General features: G+C 57.3%; 14 protein-coding genes and 1 pseudogene. 5 read left to right on the top strand and 10 right to left on the bottom strand.

Annotation, left to right across the window (positions count from 1 at the left end):
• Window positions 1-24 precede the first annotated feature (24 nt).
• Window positions 25-873 (top strand): formate transporter FocA, encoded by an 849-nt coding sequence (focA, locus tag AACQ95_RS16610; RefSeq protein WP_043136208.1) that lies wholly within the window; start codon window positions 25-27, stop codon window positions 871-873.
• Between the two features lie 45 nt (window positions 874-918).
• Window positions 919-3,201 carry a formate C-acetyltransferase gene (gene pflB, locus AACQ95_RS16605; RefSeq protein ID WP_274454151.1) on the top strand — a complete coding sequence of 761 codons (2,283 nt, stop codon included), beginning with the start codon at window positions 919-921 and terminating at the stop codon, window positions 3,199-3,201.
• Between the two features lie 401 nt (window positions 3,202-3,602).
• Here the strand turns inward: pflB and AACQ95_RS16600 are convergent, their stop codons facing one another.
• The 10 genes from AACQ95_RS16600 to sdhC form a co-directional block, all read right to left on the bottom strand.
• Window positions 3,603-4,040 (bottom strand): YcgN family cysteine cluster protein, encoded by a 438-nt coding sequence (locus AACQ95_RS16600; RefSeq protein WP_043556903.1) that lies wholly within the window; start codon window positions 4,038-4,040, stop codon window positions 3,603-3,605.
• A 506-nt stretch (window positions 4,041-4,546) separates the two neighbouring features.
• Window positions 4,547-5,572 (bottom strand): hypothetical protein, encoded by a 1,026-nt coding sequence (locus tag AACQ95_RS16595; RefSeq protein WP_241279091.1) that lies wholly within the window; start codon window positions 5,570-5,572, stop codon window positions 4,547-4,549.
• 265 nt (window positions 5,573-5,837) lie between these two features.
• Window positions 5,838-6,710 carry a succinate--CoA ligase subunit alpha gene (gene sucD, locus AACQ95_RS16590; protein ID WP_042649072.1) on the bottom strand — a complete coding sequence of 291 codons (873 nt, stop codon included), beginning with the start codon at window positions 6,708-6,710 and terminating at the stop codon, window positions 5,838-5,840.
• Window positions 6,710-7,876, bottom strand: a complete 1,167-nt coding sequence (gene sucC, locus AACQ95_RS16585; protein WP_042872307.1) for an ADP-forming succinate--CoA ligase subunit beta — start codon at window positions 7,874-7,876, stop codon at window positions 6,710-6,712. The genes sucD and sucC overlap by 1 nt, the downstream gene beginning before the upstream one ends.
• Window positions 7,877-7,997: 121 nt before the next feature.
• Window positions 7,998-9,182, bottom strand: a complete 1,185-nt coding sequence (gene odhB, locus AACQ95_RS16580; protein WP_043136195.1) for a 2-oxoglutarate dehydrogenase complex dihydrolipoyllysine-residue succinyltransferase — start codon at window positions 9,180-9,182, stop codon at window positions 7,998-8,000.
• A 33-nt stretch (window positions 9,183-9,215) separates the two neighbouring features.
• Window positions 9,216-12,026, bottom strand: coding sequence for a 2-oxoglutarate dehydrogenase E1 component (gene sucA, locus AACQ95_RS16575; protein ID WP_043556896.1), 2,811 nt, complete (start codon window positions 12,024-12,026; stop codon window positions 9,216-9,218).
• A 122-nt stretch (window positions 12,027-12,148) separates the two neighbouring features.
• Complete coding sequence (locus AACQ95_RS16570) at window positions 12,149-12,865, bottom strand: succinate dehydrogenase iron-sulfur subunit (protein WP_043136189.1); 717 nt, start codon at window positions 12,863-12,865, stop codon at window positions 12,149-12,151.
• Between the two features lie 134 nt (window positions 12,866-12,999).
• Entirely contained in the window at window positions 13,000-14,766 is a 1,767-nt protein-coding gene (sdhA, locus tag AACQ95_RS16565; protein ID WP_043136186.1) for a succinate dehydrogenase flavoprotein subunit, read from the bottom strand.
• Between the two features lies 1 nt (window position 14,767).
• Window positions 14,768-15,112, bottom strand: coding sequence for a succinate dehydrogenase, hydrophobic membrane anchor protein (gene sdhD / locus AACQ95_RS16560; RefSeq protein WP_241279090.1), 345 nt, complete (start codon window positions 15,110-15,112; stop codon window positions 14,768-14,770).
• Window positions 15,106-15,495, bottom strand: coding sequence for a succinate dehydrogenase cytochrome b556 subunit (sdhC, locus tag AACQ95_RS16555; RefSeq protein ID WP_011705795.1), 390 nt, complete (start codon window positions 15,493-15,495; stop codon window positions 15,106-15,108). The genes sdhD and sdhC overlap by 7 nt, the downstream gene beginning before the upstream one ends.
• A 424-nt stretch (window positions 15,496-15,919) precedes the next feature.
• Here sdhC and AACQ95_RS16550 point away from each other — a divergent pair, with 424 nt between their 5' ends.
• The 3 genes and pseudogenes from AACQ95_RS16550 to AACQ95_RS16540 all read left to right on the top strand — a co-directional run bounded on the left by AACQ95_RS16550 (window position 15,920) and on the right by AACQ95_RS16540 (window position 18,240).
• Window positions 15,920-17,206 (top strand): citrate synthase, encoded by a 1,287-nt coding sequence (locus AACQ95_RS16550; RefSeq protein ID WP_042872295.1) that lies wholly within the window; start codon window positions 15,920-15,922, stop codon window positions 17,204-17,206.
• Window positions 17,207-17,302: 96 nt separating this feature from the next.
• Window positions 17,303-17,625 (top strand): annotated as a pseudogene (locus AACQ95_RS16545) (DUF4377 domain-containing protein).
• A 120-nt stretch (window positions 17,626-17,745) separates the two neighbouring features.
• On the top strand, window positions 17,746-18,240 hold the full coding sequence (locus tag AACQ95_RS16540; protein ID WP_098983895.1) for a GNAT family N-acetyltransferase: 495 nt from the start codon (window positions 17,746-17,748) through the stop codon (window positions 18,238-18,240).
• Window positions 18,241-18,245: the final 5 nt, after the last annotated feature.

Raw genomic sequence — 18,245 nt, 5'->3', positions numbered from 1 at the left:
GGCAAAACAGCAGGTACATGAGAATTGAAAGCAGAATCTCCCTTTGATTGTCTCAAGCCAGAAGCCATCGCTGCACTGGCAGAAGATATAACCTATGCCAAGGCCACCAAGCCGGCATACAAGGTCATCCCCCTGGCCATCACAGCAGGCGCTTTCATCGCCATCGCTTTTGTCTTTTTCATCACAGTCACCACGGGTGCCGGCAATGTGGCCTGGGGCCTCAGCAAGCTGGTCGGCGGTCTCTGTTTCTCCCTCGGTCTCATTCTGTGCGTGCTGCTCGGTGCCGAGCTGTTCACTTCCACCACCCTGACGCTGGTGGCCAAGGCGGCCAATCGCATCACCTGGGGTCAACTGCTCAAGAACTGGGGTCTGGTCTACTTCGGCAACCTCATCGGCGGTCTCATCATAGTCGCGCTCATCATCATGTCGGCCGAGTACATGGCGGCAGATGGTCAGTGGGGTCTGAACGCCCTGAAAGTGGCCCAGCACAAGATCCATCACACCTTCTTCGAGGCCCTCGCCCTCGGTATCCTCTGCAACCTCATGGTGTGTCTCGCCGTGTGGATGGCGTTCGGCGCCCGCAGTGCGACCGACAAGGTGATGGTCATGCTGCTCCCCGTCGCCATGTTCGTGGCTTCCGGTTTCGAGCACAGCATCGCAAACATGTTTATGATCCCGGTCGGTATCGCTATCCATGCGGTAGCAGGCCCGGAATTTTGGCAGGCCATCGGCCAGGATCCGGCGACCTTCGCCGACTTGACCGTATCCAACTTCGTCCTACACAACCTCATTCCCGTCACCATTGGTAATATCATTGGTGGTGGCGTCATGGTTGGTCTGACTTACTGGTTTATCTTCCGTCGTCATCATTAAGGATGATTGCGGGATACTACATCAATACCGTGTGAGGTAATGAAAATGGCAGAACTTAACGAACAGTTCCAAAAAGCATGGGAAGGCTTCGCGGCCGGTGAATGGCAGTCCTCTGTCAACACCCGTGACTTCATCCAGAAGAACTACACCCCGTATGAAGGTGACGAGTCCTTCCTGGCTGGCGCGACCGAAGCTACCACCAAGCTGTGGGACAAGGTCATGGAAGGCATCAAAATCGAGAACCGCACTCATGCGCCGGTCGATTTTGATACCGACCTGCCCTCCACCATTACCGCTCACGATGCCGGCTATATCGATCAGGGCCTGGAGCAAATTGTAGGTCTGCAGACCGACAAACCGCTCAAGCGCGCCATCATCGCCAACGGCGGTATCAAGATGGTTGAGACTTCTTGCAAGGTGTACGGCCGCGAGCTGGACCCCATGGTCAAGAAAATCTTCAGCGAGTACCGCAAGACTCACAACCAGGGCGTGTTTGACGTTTACACCAAAGACATCCTGAACTGCCGCAAGTCTGGCGTCATCACTGGTCTGCCGGATGCCTACGGCCGTGGCCGCATCATAGGTGACTACCGTCGTGTCGCCCTGTACGGCATCGACTTCCTGATGGCTGACAAGCTGTCCCAGTTCAAGTCTCTGCAAGCGGACCTGGAAAACGGCGTCAACCTGGAAGCCACCATCCGTCTGCGCGAAGAGATCTCCGAGCAGTACCGTGCCCTGGCCCAGATCAAAGAGATGGCCGCCAAATATGGCTGTGATATCTCTGTACCTGCTGCGAGCGCCAAAGAAGCCGTGCAGTGGACCTACTTCGCCTACCTGGCGGCAGTCAAGTCCCAGAACGGTGCCGCCATGTCCTTCGGTCGTACCTCCAGCTTCCTGGACGTGTACATCGAGCGTGACCTGAAGAAAGGCGTGATCACCGAGCAAGAAGCCCAGGAGCTGATGGACCACATGGTCATGAAGCTGCGCATGGTTCGCTTCCTGCGTACTCCTGAATACGATTCACTGTTCTCCGGCGACCCCATGTGGGCTACCGAGACCCTGGCCGGTATGGGCGTTGATGGCCGTACCCTGGTCACCAAGAACAGCTTCCGTATGCTGAACACCCTGTACACCATGGGCCCGTCCCCTGAGCCGAACCTGACCATACTGTGGTCCGAGAAGCTGCCGGTCGGTTTCAAGAAGTACTGCGCCAAGGTATCTATCGAGACCTCTTCCGTTCAGTACGAGAACGACGACCTGATGCGTCCGGACTTCAACAACGATGACTACGCCATCGCTTGCTGTGTGTCCCCGATGATCGTCGGCAAACAGATGCAGTTCTTCGGTGCCCGTGCCAACCTGGCCAAGACCATGCTGTATGCAATCAACGGCGGTATGGACGAGAAACTCAAGATCCAGGTCGGTCCCAAGACCGAGATGGTGACCTCCGAGTACCTCGACTACAACGACGTGATGGATCGTCTGGATCACTTCATGGACTGGCTGGCCAAGCAGTACGTGGCTGCCCTGAACATCATCCACTACATGCACGACAAGTACAGCTACGAAGCCTCCCTGATGGCGCTGCACGACCGTGACGTGTATCGCACCATGGCTTGCGGCATCGCCGGTCTGTCCGTTGCGGCTGACTCCCTGTCTGCCATCAAGTACGCCAAGGTCAAGCCGGTTCGTGACGAAGATGGCGTTGCCATCGACTTCGAAATCGACGGTGAGTACCCGCAGTTCGGTAACAACGACGCTCGCGTCGATGACATCGCCTGTGACCTGGTAGAACGCTTCATGAAGAAAATTCAGAAGCTGAACACCTACCGTGGCGCCGTGGCTACCCAGTCCGTACTGACCATCACCTCCAACGTGGTGTATGGCAAGAAGACTGGTAACACCCCGGATGGCCGTCGTTCCGGTGCACCGTTCGGCCCGGGTGCCAACCCGATGCACGGTCGTGACCAGAAGGGTGCCGTTGCTTCCCTGACTTCCGTCGCCAAGCTGCCGTTCGCTTACGCCAAAGATGGTATCTCCTATACCTTCTCCATCGTGCCGAACGCCCTAGGCAAAGACATGGAAGCGCAGAAATCCAACTTGGCGGGTCTGATGGACGGTTACTTCCATCACGAAACCAACCTGGAAGGCGGTCAGCACCTGAACGTCAACGTGATGAACCGTGAAATGCTGCTGGACGCCATGGAAAACCCGGAGAAATATCCGCAGTTGACCATCCGCGTATCCGGTTATGCCGTTCGCTTCAACTCTTTGACCAAAGAGCAACAGCAAGACGTCATCACCCGTACCTTCACCGCTTCTCTGTAATCGCTTATTGCTAAGCAAGAGTCGCAGTGACTAAAAACCGGCGCCCAGGCGCCGGTTTTTTTATGTCTGATTGCCAGCCAGTATCAACTCGAAAGAGTGATGACGGCCCTCCTTCCCCTTCACCCAAAAGGGACTGAGGTGGATTCGCCCCTCACCCCCTTGTTCCCCGCCTCTTCCCTCTTTTCAATGAAACGGAAAGTCGCAACGGGATCCCTCGACAGGCCCCATAGTCCCCGTACTACGCGCTTGGTGCACTCTCCCGCAGGCAAGGGGACACAGAAGCCCGTCTATCGCTCGCAGCAGGCCGCCAGATAGCAACAGGGGCAGAAGAGTATGACTCCCCTGCCCCTGCGGCATATCAATGGCACTGTGGACCGGATAACGGCTTGGCCGGTCTGGGTTCAACTCGCCCAAGTGATGATGTGATCGATCCACTCACCGGCATGGGCTTCGTGTATCACCTTGCCGCGCACCGACTGACCCGCCTGATGCATGGCGGAGCGACTGCCGGTGATCAGCGGATGCCATTCGGGCAGGGTCTGCCCCTCGGCCAGCAACCGGTAGGCACAGGTCGAGGGCAGCCAGTCATACTCGGCAATCTTGTCATGGGTGATCTGCAGGCAGTCCGGCTCTTTTTTAAAGCGGTTGCCGTAATCGGAGCACTGGCAGGTCTTGGTGTTGAGCAGATCGCAGGCGACGTTGGTGAACACCAGTTCGTCGGTGTCCTCGTCAATGAGCTTGTTCAGGCAGCACTTGCCGCAGCCGTCGCACAGGGATTCCCACTCCGCATCCGTCATCTGCTGCAGGGGCTTTTCCTGCCAAAAAGGAGTTGGCTGCATTTTCTCGACTTGCTGCATGGAAGGGGCTCGCTAAATAGACCAGTAAAGCGCGTGGTTATACGCCTTATGGCCCGATTTTTCAAGGTTAATGGCAAAACCCTGTCCGTTCACTCTGAGTGCTATCAGCAAAAAACAAGGGGATAAATAGGAGCCAGACCATAAAATCTGAAATCGCCATGCTCTCAGATTGATTGGATTGAATGACTCTGTTGAGTATTCACAGTAGACTCTCCGCGCCAGGGACCAACCTTGTCAGTTACCACATTAAAAAAGATGTGTAATCAAGGCTGGCACCTCACCCGAGAAAATGAAAAAGCATAAATGCTACCTTCTCGAACGCCAGATTACGCCACGTTAATCGAACCTGTAGATCTGTAGACCTGTACTCTTCTATCCGAAACAGTTACTGAAAATGACTTAAGAATTACCCCCATAAACTTATTTCATAAAGAGTCTATACGTACAGAAAACTCATATAAACTGTCTATGCTTATCTGAAATAAAAACTATTCCCTCTCAATCATTTTATTAAGCTCATCTAATTTTGTCATGGTTGCATAGAATGTTTGATATCCATGATCTTCTATCTTACCCGGCGCTCCCCACGTCGGTACATCTTTAATTTTTTTATCTACAGTGTGAAACTGACCTTCATTACTCAGGCTGCTTACATAATTGAACGCTGCCGCCAGTTGTATTTTCTGAGTTCCAGACAAAGTGCTTATGATGTCACTGAATTGAGTTGGTGTTAGCCCTAAGCGAGCTTGCACCGTAGCACTAATGCTTCGGGTACTTATATACGCTATTCCTTGAGCCTGCATGACAAATGTTGCTAACTTGGTATCTTTGGGCAGATTTTTATAAATACTACTGATATCATTTCCCACTAAAAGCTGGGATATGCGTAAACCGGACACTATGGTAATTCCACTGTTCTGATAGCCACCCTGCCCATCAATTTTTCCATAGGGTTCAGCTTCTACATCGAATCCACCACCGGCTGTACTACTCCACTGAAATATAAACGTATTACCATCTGACAACTTTGACAATACTTCCGCCTGTAAAGATTGAAATTCTGACTGAGCAGTAGAAGCACTCTCAATTTCCGCAGTACAATCTTCTTTTTCTGTATTTTGGCAAGTAGCCTTAACAAGCAACTTGGTAACTAAATCTTGTGAATTTTTTTCTAACTTAGTGAGGCTATTTTTAAGATTTTTTATTTTTTCACCAGGATTTCCAGTCACGGGATAGTCATATTCGATGACTTTCGACTTATCGGTACTTAGACATATCATTGAATATGGCACTCGATAACTACTCGCAACGCAAGGCATTCCTACAGTATCAATAGGAAGCTGGCCATTAATTGCAAGAAAGCGACTTTGAAATGGAATGTCATTAAAATAAGATGAAATACCGCCATCATTTTGAGTCGAGCTAGTCAGTTTATCTACCGCACTTAGATTACTAGAGCAGCCAGTAATAAGTGCAGAAGAAAAACAAAAGAAAAACATACATTTCGAAGTCATCACATTACCTCCCCAACAGTACTGACACAAAAATCAATTGCAAGCCATAAAAATATAGCCAGCCATTCAGCATGTGCAAACTTTATTATTATAACTGTATCGATTACATCATGTGCTTCGATTCATCGCTTGAAGATCCGAGTATCTCCATCTCGCCCCTTTGGGCTAAGAGTTGTACTGAATGAAGTTACGCATAACATTAACTCCATAAAAAAGCCGCCCATCGGGCGGCATTTTTATATCAGAGATAACAGGCTGAAAGGAATTACCAACCGGTCACTTCACGCAGGGCCTTGCCGATATCGGCGAGGGAGCGCACGGTTTTCACGCCGGCATCTTCCAGGGCGGCAAATTTCTCTGCTGCCGTGCCCTTGCCACCGGCGATGATGGCACCCGCATGACCCATGCGCTTGCCAGCCGGAGCGGTGACACCCGCGATGTAGGAGACCACCGGCTTGGTGACGTGGGCCTTGATGTAGGCCGCCGCTTCTTCCTCGGCGCTGCCGCCGATCTCGCCGATCATGACGATGGCTTCGGTCTTGGGATCGTTCTGGAACATCTCCAGAATATCGATGAAGTTGGAGCCCGGGATGGGGTCGCCACCGATACCGACGCAGGTGGACTGGCCGAAGCCCTCGTCCGTGGTCTGCTTGACCGCTTCGTAGGTCAGGGTGCCGGAGCGGGAGACTATGCCCACCTTGCCCGGCTTGTGGATATGGCCCGGCATGATGCCGATCTTGCACTCACCCGGGGTGATGACGCCCGGGCAGTTCGGACCAATCATGCGCACGCCGGTTTCCTGCAGCTTCACCTTGACCTGCAGCATGTCCAGGGTCGGGATGCCTTCGGTAATGGTAACGATGAGCTTGATGCCGGCATCGATGGCTTCCAGGATGGCGTCCTTGCAGAAGGGCGCAGGCACATAGATGACGGAGGCGGTGGCGCCGGTGGCTTCGACCGCGTCACGCACTGTATTGAACACCGGCAGGCCCAGGTGGGTGGTGCCACCCTTGCCCGGTGATACGCCGCCGACCATCTGGGTACCGTAGGCAATCGCCTGTTCGGAGTGGAAGGTACCCTGACCGCCGGTAAAGCCCTGGCAGATCACCTTGGTGTCTTTGTTGATCAGAACGCTCATTATTTGGCCTCCGCTGCTTTAACCACTTGCTGAGCTGCGTCAGTCAGACTCGTTGCGGCGATGATATTGAGGCCGCTGTCGGCCAGTTTACGGGCACCCAGTTCGGCATTGTTGCCTTCCAGACGCACTACCACGGGCACCTTGACCCCCACTTCCTTGACCGCGCCTATGATGCCTTCCGCGATCATGTCGCAGCGCACTATGCCGCCGAAGATGTTGACCAGCACGGCCTGCACCTTGGTGTCGGAGAGGATGATCTTGAAGGCTTCGGTCACGCGCTCCTTGGTGGCGCCGCCGCCGACGTCCAGGAAGTTGGCCGGTGAGCCGCCGTGCAGGTTGACGATATCCATGGTGCCCATGGCCAGACCGGCGCCGTTGACCATGCAGCCGATGTTGCCATCAAGCGCCACATAGTTCAGCTCCCACTGGGCGGCATGCGCTTCGCGGGGGTCATCCTGGGACGGATCGTGCATCTCGCGCAGCTTGGGCTGACGATAGAGGGCGTTGGCGTCGATGTTGATCTTGCCGTCGAGGCAATGCAGGTTGCCCTGGGCGGTGATCACCAGCGGGTTGATTTCCAGCAGGGCGAAGTCGCAATCCAGGAACATCTGGCCCAGACCCATGAAGATCTTGGTGAACTGCTTGATCTGATCGCCGACCAGACCCAGCTTGAAGGCCAGCTCGCGCGCCTGATAGGCCTGCGGGCCCACCAGCGGATCGATGGCGGCCTTGTGAATGAGTTCCGGGGTTTCGTGGGCGACTTTCTCAATCTCCACGCCACCTTCGGTAGAGGCCATGAAGACCACGCGACGGCTGCCACGATCGACCACGGCGCCCAGATAGAGCTCCTTGGCGATGTCGGTGCAGGATTCCACCAGGATCTTGGTAACCGGCTGACCGTTGGCGTCAGTCTGATAGGTCACCAGGTTCTTGCCGAGCCAGTTCTGGGCGAAGGCGCGGATCTCGTCCTTGCTCTTGGCCAGCTTGACGCCGCCCGCTTTACCGCGGCCACCAGCGTGGACCTGGCACTTGACGACCCAGGTATTGCCGCCAATCTTGTCGGCCGCTTCAGCCGCTTCCTGCGGGGTAGCACAGGCATAACCTTCGGAGACCGGCAGGCCATACTCGGCAAACAGCTTTTTTGCCTGATATTCATGCAGATTCATAGATGCTCTATCCGTGTTGTAGGTATTTCCGTCCGGGGCTCGTGTTTCTCAATCCCCTGTGAATGGGGGCCTGGGCGGCCCCTCGTTATCTTTCTAATTCGCTCAGAATGTCGCTGGTTGCCTAGACATCCAGCAACAGACGGGTCGGATCTTCCAGCAGCTCCTTGATGGAGACCAGGAAGCCCACCGACTCGCGACCGTCGACGATGCGGTGGTCATAAGAGAGGGCCAGGTACATCATCGGCAGGATCTCGACCTTGCCATCGACCGCCATGGGTCTGTCCTGGATCTTGTGCATCCCCAGGATGGCGCTCTGCGGCGGGTTGATGATGGGGGTGGACATCAGGGAGCCGAACACGCCACCGTTGGTGATGGTGAAGTTGCCGCCGGTCAGTTCGTCCACGGTCAGCTTGCCGTCACGGCCCTTGCCCGCCAGATCCTTGATGGCCTTCTCGATGTCCGCCAGGCTCATGTTGTCACAATCGCGCAGCACAGGTGTCACCAACCCGCGCGGGGTGGAGACGGCGATGCTGACGTCGAAGTAGTTGTGGTAAACGATGTCGTCACCGTCCAGCGCCGCGTTCACTTCCGGGTAGCGCTTGAGGGATTCAACGACCGCCTTCACGTAGAAGGACATGAAGCCGAGCTTGATGCCGTGCTTCTTCTCGAAGATCTCGCCGTACTGCTTGCGCAGCTTCATGATGGGCGCCATGTTGATCTCGTTGAAGGTGGTCAGCATGGCGGTGGTGTTTTTGGCTTCCAGCAGACGCTCGGCGATGCGCTTGCGCAGACGGGTCATGGGCACACGCTTCTCGGTGCGACCGACCAGCGGCGCTACCGCGGCCACAGGGGCAGCCGCGACCGGCGCGGCGGCAGGCTTGTTGCCACCCTTGATGAAGGCTTCCACATCTTCCTTGCTGATGCGACCGCCCTTGCCGGTGCCGGTCAGCTTGGTCACGTCGATGGCATGCTCGGCCACCAGGCGGCGCACCGAGGGGCTCAGGCCATCGGCGCCGTCATCGGCCACGGCTTCCACCGGCTTCTCTCTGGTCTCTTCACCGGCCACAGGAGCCGGCTTGAGCATGGCGATCAGCTGGCGGGACAACACGGTCGCCCCTTCCGCTTGCAGGATGTCGCCGAGGACGCCGGCTTCCGGCGCGGGGACTTCCAGCACGACCTTGTCGGTCTCGATGTCGACCAGTACTTCGTCACGGGCAACCAGATCACCCGGTTTCTTGTGCCAGGTGGCGATGGTGGCGTCCGCCACTGATTCCGGCAGGTCCGGTACCTTGATCTCGATAGTCATGTAATCAGTTCCTTGTTACTTCTTGTTCAGGGCTTAGGCCAGAGTAAGGGCGTCTTCCACCAGGGCTTTTTGCTGCTTGGCGTGGACCGACATGTAACCGACGGCCGGCGAGGCCGAGGCCGGGCGACCGGCATAACGCAGACGGGCATGGCTTGGCAGCACGCTGTCGTAGTGATGACGGGTGCTGTACCAGGCGCCCTGGTTCTGCGGCTCTTCCTGACACCAGACGAAGTCGGTGACGTGGGCATAGTCGGCCAGAATGGCGCGCACTTCCTCCTCCGGGAAGGGGTAGAGCTGCTCGATCCGCACCAGGGCCACATCGTGCTGCTCGGCCTTGCGACGGGCATCGAGCAGGTCGTAGTAGACCTTGCCGGAGCAGAACACCACCCGCTTGACGCCTTTGGGATCCAGGGCGTCAATTTCGCCAATGGCGTTCTGGAAGGTGCCGGTCGCCAGCTCGTCGAGCTTGCTCACCGCCAGCGGGTGGCGCAGCAGGGATTTGGGCGTCATGACGATGAGCGGACGGCGCATCGGGCGCACCACCTGACGGCGCAGCATGTGGAACACTTGCGCCGGGGTGGACGGCACGCACACCTGCATGTTGTGCTGGGCACACATCTGCAGATAGCGCTCGAGACGGGCGGAGGAGTGCTCCGGGCCCTGCCCCTCATAACCGTGGGGCAGCAGCATGGTCAGACCGCACATCCGGCCCCACTTCTGCTCACCGGAGGAGAGGAACTGATCCACCACGACCTGGGCGCAGTTGGCGAAGTCGCCGAACTGGGCTTCCCAGATGGTGAGACCAGCCGGCTCCGCACTGGCGTAGCCATATTCGAACGCCAGTACCGCGTTTTCGGTCAGCACTGAATCGTAAATTTCAAAGGGACCTTGCTCGTCGTGCAAGTTGCACAGCGGAGTGTAGGTACTGGCATCGCTCTGGTTGTGCAGCACGGCGTGGCGGTGGAAGAAGGTGCCACGGCCGGAGTCTTCCCCGGTGAAGCGGATGCGGGAGCCCTTGTCCACCAGGGTGGCGTAGGCCAGGGTCTCGGCAAAGCCCCAGTCCAGCAGCTTGTCGCCGGCGGCCATCAGCCGACGGTCTTCGTAGATCTTCTCGACCTGGCGCTGCAGCACATGGGTGGCCGGGTACTGGCTGATGCGCTCGCCCAGGGATTTCAGGTGATCCATGGGCACAGTGCTGTCATAGCTCATGGCCCAGTCGTGACCGAGATAAGGGGTCCAGTCGACGGAGTGCAGCTCCATCGGACGCCACTCCTTGCTCACCCGCTCGCCCCGATCCAGGGTATCGCGATAGTCATTGACCAGGGTAGTGGCCAGCTCCTGACTGATGCTGCCTTCCGCCACCAGCTGGTCGGCGTAGATCTTGCGCGGGGTCGGGTGCTGTTTGATCTTCTGGTACATCAAGGGCTGGGTCGCACTGGGCTCGTCCGCCTCGTTGTGACCGTGACGACGGTAGCAGACCAGCTCGATCACCACGTCGCGCTTGAAGGTGTTGCGATAATCCAGCGCAATCTGGGTCACCAGCACCACGGCTTCCGGGTCATCCCCGTTGACGTGCAGCACGGGGGCCTGCACCGCCTTGGCGATGTCGGTACAGTATTCGGTGGAGCGCAGGTCACGTTGATAGGAGGTGGTGAAACCTACCTGGTTGTTGATGACGATGCGCACAGTGCCGCCGACGCCGTAGGCACGGGTCAGGGACATGTTGAAGGTTTCTGCTACGACACCCTGTCCCGCGATGGCGGAGTCACCGTGGATGGTGATGGGCAGAACGCTGGAGCCATCCTTGTCACCGCGTCTGTCCATGCGGGCACGCACCGAGCCGATGACCACGGGGTTGACGATCTCGAGGTGAGACGGGTTGAACGCCAGCGCCAGGTGGACATTGCCGCCCGGGGTGGCGAAGTCGGAAGAGAAGCCCATGTGGTACTTCACATCCCCTGTGCCCCAGGATTCACCGTGCTTGCCGGCGAACTCGTCGAACAATTCTTGCGCCCGTTTGCCGAGCACGTTGATCAGCACGTTCAGGCGACCACGGTGGGCCATGCCGATGACGGCCTCTTTGCAGCCCTGCTCACCGGCGCGGCGAATAAGCTCCTTGAGCATGGGCACCATGGCATCGCCCCCTTCCAGGGAGAAACGCTTGGCCCCCGGGAACTTGGCGCCCAGGTATTTTTCCAGCCCTTCGGCCGCGGTCAGGCTCTCGAGGAAGCGGGTCTTCTCCTCTGTGCTGTAGTTGCCCGTGGCTTCAATGGATTCAAGACGGTCTTGCAGCCAGCGCTTCTCCTCGGTGGAGGTGATGTGCATGTAGTCTGCACCTATGCTGCCGCAATAGGTTTTCTTCAGCGAGGCATAGAGATCGGAGAGCACCATGGTCTCGCGACCTATGGCGTAGGAGCCCACGTTGAAGGTGGCCTCCATGTCGGCGCCCTGCAGGTTGTGGAAGGCAGGATCCAGTTCGGCAACGGTTTCACGGGTCCAGAGTCCAAGGGGATCCAGATTGGCATTCTGGTGACCACGGAAGCGGAAAGCGTTGATCAGTTGCAGCACGCGCACCTGTTTCGCATCCACTTGCGGATCGGACACGGGGGCACTGTAACGGGAGGGATCCTTGGCCAGACGACGGAAATAATCGCGGACTTGGGAGTGAGGTTGTTCAACCGCATGGCCATTGACCTGGGGCAGCGAGCTAAACAGGCTGCGCCACTCGTCGGCTACGGATTCGGGGTCTTCCAGGAAGGATTCGTACAAATCCTCAATATAGCTTGCATTCGCACCAGCCAGGTGAGATGACTCCAACCAGGCCTTCATCACGCCGTTATGCATTTCTATCCCTTGTACATCTTGTTCACTGCAGCGCAGCTTGTAGGGTTTAAATAGCCATCCAGCCATGGGGTTGGATGGCTATCCAGAGGTCGGGCCTGGCGCGTGACGCCCTGGCCCTGATACTAAACAGCCCGATTGAGCAGCATCGACTTGATCTGACCGATGGCCTTGGTCGGGTTCAAGCCCTTGGGACAGACGTTCACGCAGTTCATGATGCCGTGGCAACGGAACACGCTGAAGGCGTCATCCAGGTTACCCAGTCGTTCGCTGGCGGCGGTGTCGCGGCTGTCGGCCAACCAGCGATAGGCGGCGAGCAGCCCGGCCGGGCCGATGAACTTGTCCGGGTTCCACCAGAAGGAGGGGCAAGAGGTGGAGCAGCAGGCACAGAGAATACACTCGTACAGGCCATCCAGCTTGGCGCGCTCTTCGGGGGATTGCAGGTGCTCACGCACGGGCGGCAATTTCTCATCGTTGATGAGGAAGGGTTTGACCTTCTCCCACTGGGTGTAGAACTGGGTCATGTCGATCACCAGATCGCGGATCACCGGCAGGCCGGGCAAGGGGCGGATAACGACGTTATTGCCCTTCTTCAGCAGATCGGAGAGCGGGGTGATGCAGGCAAGACCGTTCTTGCCATTCATGTTGAGACCGTCTGATCCACAGACCCCTTCGCGGCAGGAGCGGCGGAAGGCGAGCGTGGGATCCAGCTCTTTCAGCTGGATCAGTGCATCGAGCACCATCATGTCGGAACCTTCAGGAATATCAAGACGATATTCCTTCATATAGGGGACGTTATCAACATCCGGATTGTATCTGTAGACAGAGAATGTGACGTTCATGTTGTTTGGCTCCGCAATCGTTAAGTCCGCACCTTGGGGAAGAGAGATGGGAATGCCTCCCACCTCTTCACAGACCGGCACATGCTGCGATAAGCCGACTGTCTGCTCTTCATGGTGCTTGTCTCCGCCATCGGTCAGTAAGTCCGGACCTTGGGTGGGAATGCCTCACGGGTTTTCGGAGACATGTTGACAGCGCGACGGGTCATGGACTCTGTGTCCGGATGATAGAGGCTATGGCACAGCCAGCCCTCATCGTCGCGATCCGGGAAATCGAAGCGGCTGTGGGCACCCCGACTCTCGGTACGGAAGTTGGCCGCCACCGCGGTGGCAAACGCCGTCTCCATCAGGTTGTCCAGCTCCAGGCACTCGATGCGCTGGGTGTTGAATTCCTTGGAGGTGTCGTCCAGACGGGCATTCTTCAGCCGCTCGCGGATGCGTTTCAGCTCGGCCAGCCCTTCGGCCATGGCGTCACCTTCACGGAACACGGAGAAGTTGTTCTGCATGCAGGTCTGCAGATCCTTGCGGATCTGGACCGGGTCTTCCCCGTCACGGTTGTTTTCCCAGCGATTGAAACGGGCCAGCGCGGCGGCCAGATCAGACTCGGAAGCCTCGCGACCATGTTCCATCTCGCCCAGGGTGTTGACCAGGTGCATGCCCGCAGCGCGGCCAAACACGATCAGATCCAGCAATGAGTTGCCGCCCAGACGGTTGGCTCCGTGCACGGAGACACAGGCTATCTCGCCCACCGCGAACAGACCGACCACGGGGACGTCGTTGCCGTCCTTGTCCTGGGTCAAGCACTGGCCATTCACGTTGGTCGGCACGCCGCCCATCATGTAGTGGCAGGTAGGTATGATGGGGATGGGTTCCTTGACCGGATCCACGTGGGCGAAGGTGCGAGAGAGCTCGCAGATGCCAGGCAGACGGGATTCCAGTACCTCTTTGCCGAGGTGATCCAGCTTGAGCTTGATGTGCGGGCCCCAGGGACCGTCGCAGCCACGGCCTTCGCGGATCTCGATCATGATGGAACGGGCCACCACGTCGCGACCGGCCAGATCCTTGGCGTTCGGCGCGTAACGCTCCATGAAGCGTTCGCCGTCTTTGTTGAGCAGATAACCGCCTTCACCACGACAGCCTTCAGTCACCAGCACCCCTGCCCCGGCGATGCCGGTCGGGTGGAACTGCCAGAACTCCATGTCCTGCACGCCAACCCCGGCGCGCAGCGCCATGCCGACGCCGTCACCCGTGTTGATGTGGGCGTTGGTGGTGGACTGATAGATGCGACCAGCGCCGCCGGTGGCCAGCACAGTTGCCTTGGCCTTGAAGTAGACGACTTCACCGCTCTCCATGTCGATGGCGGTGCAGCCAACGATGTGGCCGTCCTGGTTTTTCACCAGATCCAGCGCATACCACTCGGAGAAGACGGTGGTCTTGTTCTTGACGTTCTGCTGATAGAGGGTGTGCAGCAAAGCGTGACCGGTACGGTCCGCTGCGGCTGCGGTACGAGCAGCCTGCTCGCCACCAAAATTCTTGGACTGGCCGCCAAACGGACGCTGGTAAACGGAGCCGTTGTCGAAGCGGGAGAAGGGCAAGCCCATGTTCTCCAGCTCATAGACGGCCTCGGGGCCCGTCTTGCACATGTATTCGATCGCTTCCTGGTCACCGATATAATCGGAGCCCTTGACGGTGTCATACATGTGCCATTGCCAGTTGTCGTCGTGGGCATTGCCCAGCGCAACCGTGATCCCGCCCTGGGCAGAAACCGTGTGAGAACGGGTCGGGAAGACCTTGGACAACAGAGCGCAGCTCTTGCCGGACTGGGCAATCTGCAGCGCGGCGCGCATGCCGGCGCCACCGGCACCGATCACGACCGCATCAAATTCACGAGTTGGAATAGTCACCTTACACCCCCCACAGCACAACGAAGCCGGTCATCAGGTAGACAAACAGCACCACTACCAAGGCAAATTGCAGCGCACCGCGCAGCCCCACCGGCTTGATATAGTCGGTCAGCACCTGCCACAGACCGATCCAGGCGTGGATCAGGACGCACAGCAGGGTCAACAGGGTGAATACCTTGGTGAAGGTTTTGGCGAAGAAGCCGGTCCACACCTCGTAGCTGATGTCATTGAACGTGACAAAGCCAACCAGATAGAGGACGTAGGCCGTCATGATGAGGGCGGTGGCGCGGATCAGGATGTAATCATGAACACCGCTGCGCCCGAATGTTGCAGAATTGGTTACCATACCAGTACTCCCGCCAATACCGCCAAAACCGCGGTGATCACGAAGGCCACACGGGCACTCTGATTACCGGATTCCAGCTCTTCCCAATAGCCCATGTCCATGACCAGATGACGAAGACCGCCCACAATGTGGTAAGCCAGCGCAGTCAGGATCCCCCACAACACGAATTTGACCAGGAAGTTGTCCATGATGGACACCACGGTTTCAAATCCTTCGGGAGAGGCGAGTGAAGTACCAAGCATCCACAGCAAGATAGAGAGCGCCACAAAGGTGATCACCCCTGAGACACGATGCAAGATGGAAGCGATGGCGGTGACAGGAAAGCTGATCGTCTGTAGGTCGAGGTTTACAGGTCTCTGTTTATTTTTCACGGCTTTGCCCACTCAGCTCCATTGAGCACGTTAGTTATTGTTTTTACACGCTTATGAGGGCACGGAGTGGCGTTTGTTAGGTTTTTGTTACCAAAACAACTCAAAAAAGCCAAAAACAACATTTTCAATATCGCATCCGACTTTGCGCAAGCGTTTCAAACACCGACAGCCATCACCCACGAGGCGCAGTATATCGGCGGGCTTAACCAATGACAATCAATTAGCTACAAAGAAAACCCAAAACCGTAAACCAGATCTCACAACTCATTTAACAACTCATTAATGATCATCCAGAAAAATTGACAGCGCCCCTGAACTCTGTTTCAAATAAGGCGCTCCAGCCGCCCTGGTACGGGTCAGAACCTTTGCCAGCGTCATCAAACTCGTAATAAAGTAGAGCTGGAATCAAATTATAAAAGAGCAAAGGAGACGTGCTATGGCTGATAAGATAGCCACCCTACATCTGCCCGGTAAAGACCCGGTAGAACTACCGATCCTGTCAGGGACTGTCGGACCCGACGTGATCGACGTCAGAAAATTGGGCGCGCAAGGGTACTTCACCTTTGACCCCGGTTTTATGGCCACCGGTGCTTGTAAATCATCCATTACCTATATCGATGGCGATCAGGGTGTCTTGCTGCACCGTGGTTACCCCATCGCCCAGTTGGCCACCCAGGCCAGCTACCTCGAAGTCTGCTATATCCTGCTGTACGGCGAGGCGCCCACCAAGGCGCAGTACACAGAGTTTGAACGTCTGGTCACCCGCCATACCATGGTGCACGAGCAGATCGCCTTCTTCTTCCGCGGCTTCCGTCGTGACTCCCACCCCATGGCAATCATGTGTGGCGTGGTCAGTGCGCTGTCCGCCTTCTATCACGATGCACTCGACATCAACAACGAAGAGCACCGCGAGATCTGTGCCTTCCGTCTGCTCTCCAAGATGCCGACCCTGGCCGCCATGTGCTACAAGTACTCCATCGGCCAGCCGTTCATGCAGCCGCGCAACGCCCTCTCCTATGCCGGCAACTTCCTGCACATGATGTTTGGCGTGCCGACCGAAGAGTACAAGGTCAACCCCATAGTCGAACGCGCCATGGACCGCATCTTCACCCTGCATGCGGATCACGAGCAGAACGCCTCCACCTCCACAGTGCGTCTGGCCGGCTCCTCCGGTGCCAACCCGTTTGCCTGCATTGCCGCCGGGATCGCCTCCCTGTGGGGACCGGCTCATGGCGGTGCCAACGAAGCCTGCCTCAAGATGCTCGAAGAGATAGGCTCTGTGGAGCGTATCCCCGAGTTCATCGGCCGCGCCAAGGACAAGAACGATCCCTTCCGTCTGATGGGCTTCGGTCACCGGGTCTACAAGAACCACGATCCCCGTGCCACCGTGATGCGCGAAACCTGCCACGAGGTACTGACCGAGCTGCAGATCAAGGATCCGCTGCTGGATGTGGCCATGGAGCTCGAGCGCATCGCGCTGTCGGACCCCTACTTCATCGAGAAGAAGCTCTACCCGAACGTGGACTTCTACTCCGGCATCATCATGAAGGCCATCGGCATTCCCATGTCCATGTTCACCGTGATCTTCGCCATTTCCCGCACCATCGGCTGGATCGCCCACTGGAACGAGATGCACTCGGACCCGGATCAGAAGATCGGCCGTCCCCGTCAGCTCTACACCGGCCTGGCACAACGGGAATTCACCCCGCTCGATCAGCGTTGATGCGCTGAGTCGACACGGTTTGTTACCAAGGCGGTCATTGACCGCCTTTTTATTTGCCGCTCTAATGCCCCCTTTTCGATTTAGAAGGAGTCCATCATGAGACTATTGTTCATCAGCGCCGCCCTGCTGCTCAGCGCCTGTCAGAGCGCACCGACCCCGTCACAGGGGGAAACCCCCTCTACATCAACAGCCAGCTGGTCGACTGCGTCGGTGTCGGCCCCATGCAGTGCATGCAGGTCCGCAGCGACGAGCAGCAGGCCTGGACTCTCTTTTATCAGCAGATAGAAGGCTTTCAGTTTGAACCCGGCTACCAGTACCAGCTGACCGTCAGCAAGGAGCAACTCACCGACGTGCCGGCGGATGCCCCTTCCCTGCGTTATCGCCTGATCAAGCTGGTCAGCAAGCAGGTCGCTCGTTAAGACACCCGCAATAACGGGCATCGTTTGGAAATGATTGTTCAGTTCATGGCCGCATTCTGGTACGCTGGCTGACGCACACATTATTTAATCAGCGTACCCAGGCAGCGATGCCCCATGACTATGATCCAGATCCGCACTACCCGGGCCAATGATTGGCCCACCATCATGGCCATTCAGGATGAGTGTTATCACCAGCTGGATCCTGAACCCCTCGAGGTCATGAGCAACAAGGCCGAACTGGCCCCCGACTGCTGTTGGGTGGCCGAATACCAGGGCAAGGTACTGGGTTACCTGCTCTGCCATCCCTGGCGCGCCCATCAGCCCCCCTCCCTCTCGGTACCCATGCAGACGCTGGCAGGGAACGACGAGTTCTATCTGCACGATCTGGCCGTGTCAGCGCAGGCGCGCGGCAAGGGCATAGGCCAGCGACTGCTGGAGACAGCACTCGCCTTCGCCAGCGATGAGGGTTACGAGCATGCCGGACTGGTGGCGGTGCAGGATGCCCCGGCCTTCTGGCGCAAGCAGGGCTTTGTACCCGCGAGGACCCCCAAATCGTTGGACGAGTACGGTGAAGGCGCCGTCTATATGCGGCTGCCCTTGACCGACCCCGCCTGAGGGTC

It is taken from the genome of Aeromonas sp. MR19, assembly GCF_963899305.1.
GTDB lineage: Bacteria > Pseudomonadota > Gammaproteobacteria > Enterobacterales > Aeromonadaceae > Aeromonas > Aeromonas bestiarum.
The sequence above is the reverse complement of the archived record's forward strand: the minus strand, read 5'-3'. Positions and strand labels throughout refer to the sequence as shown.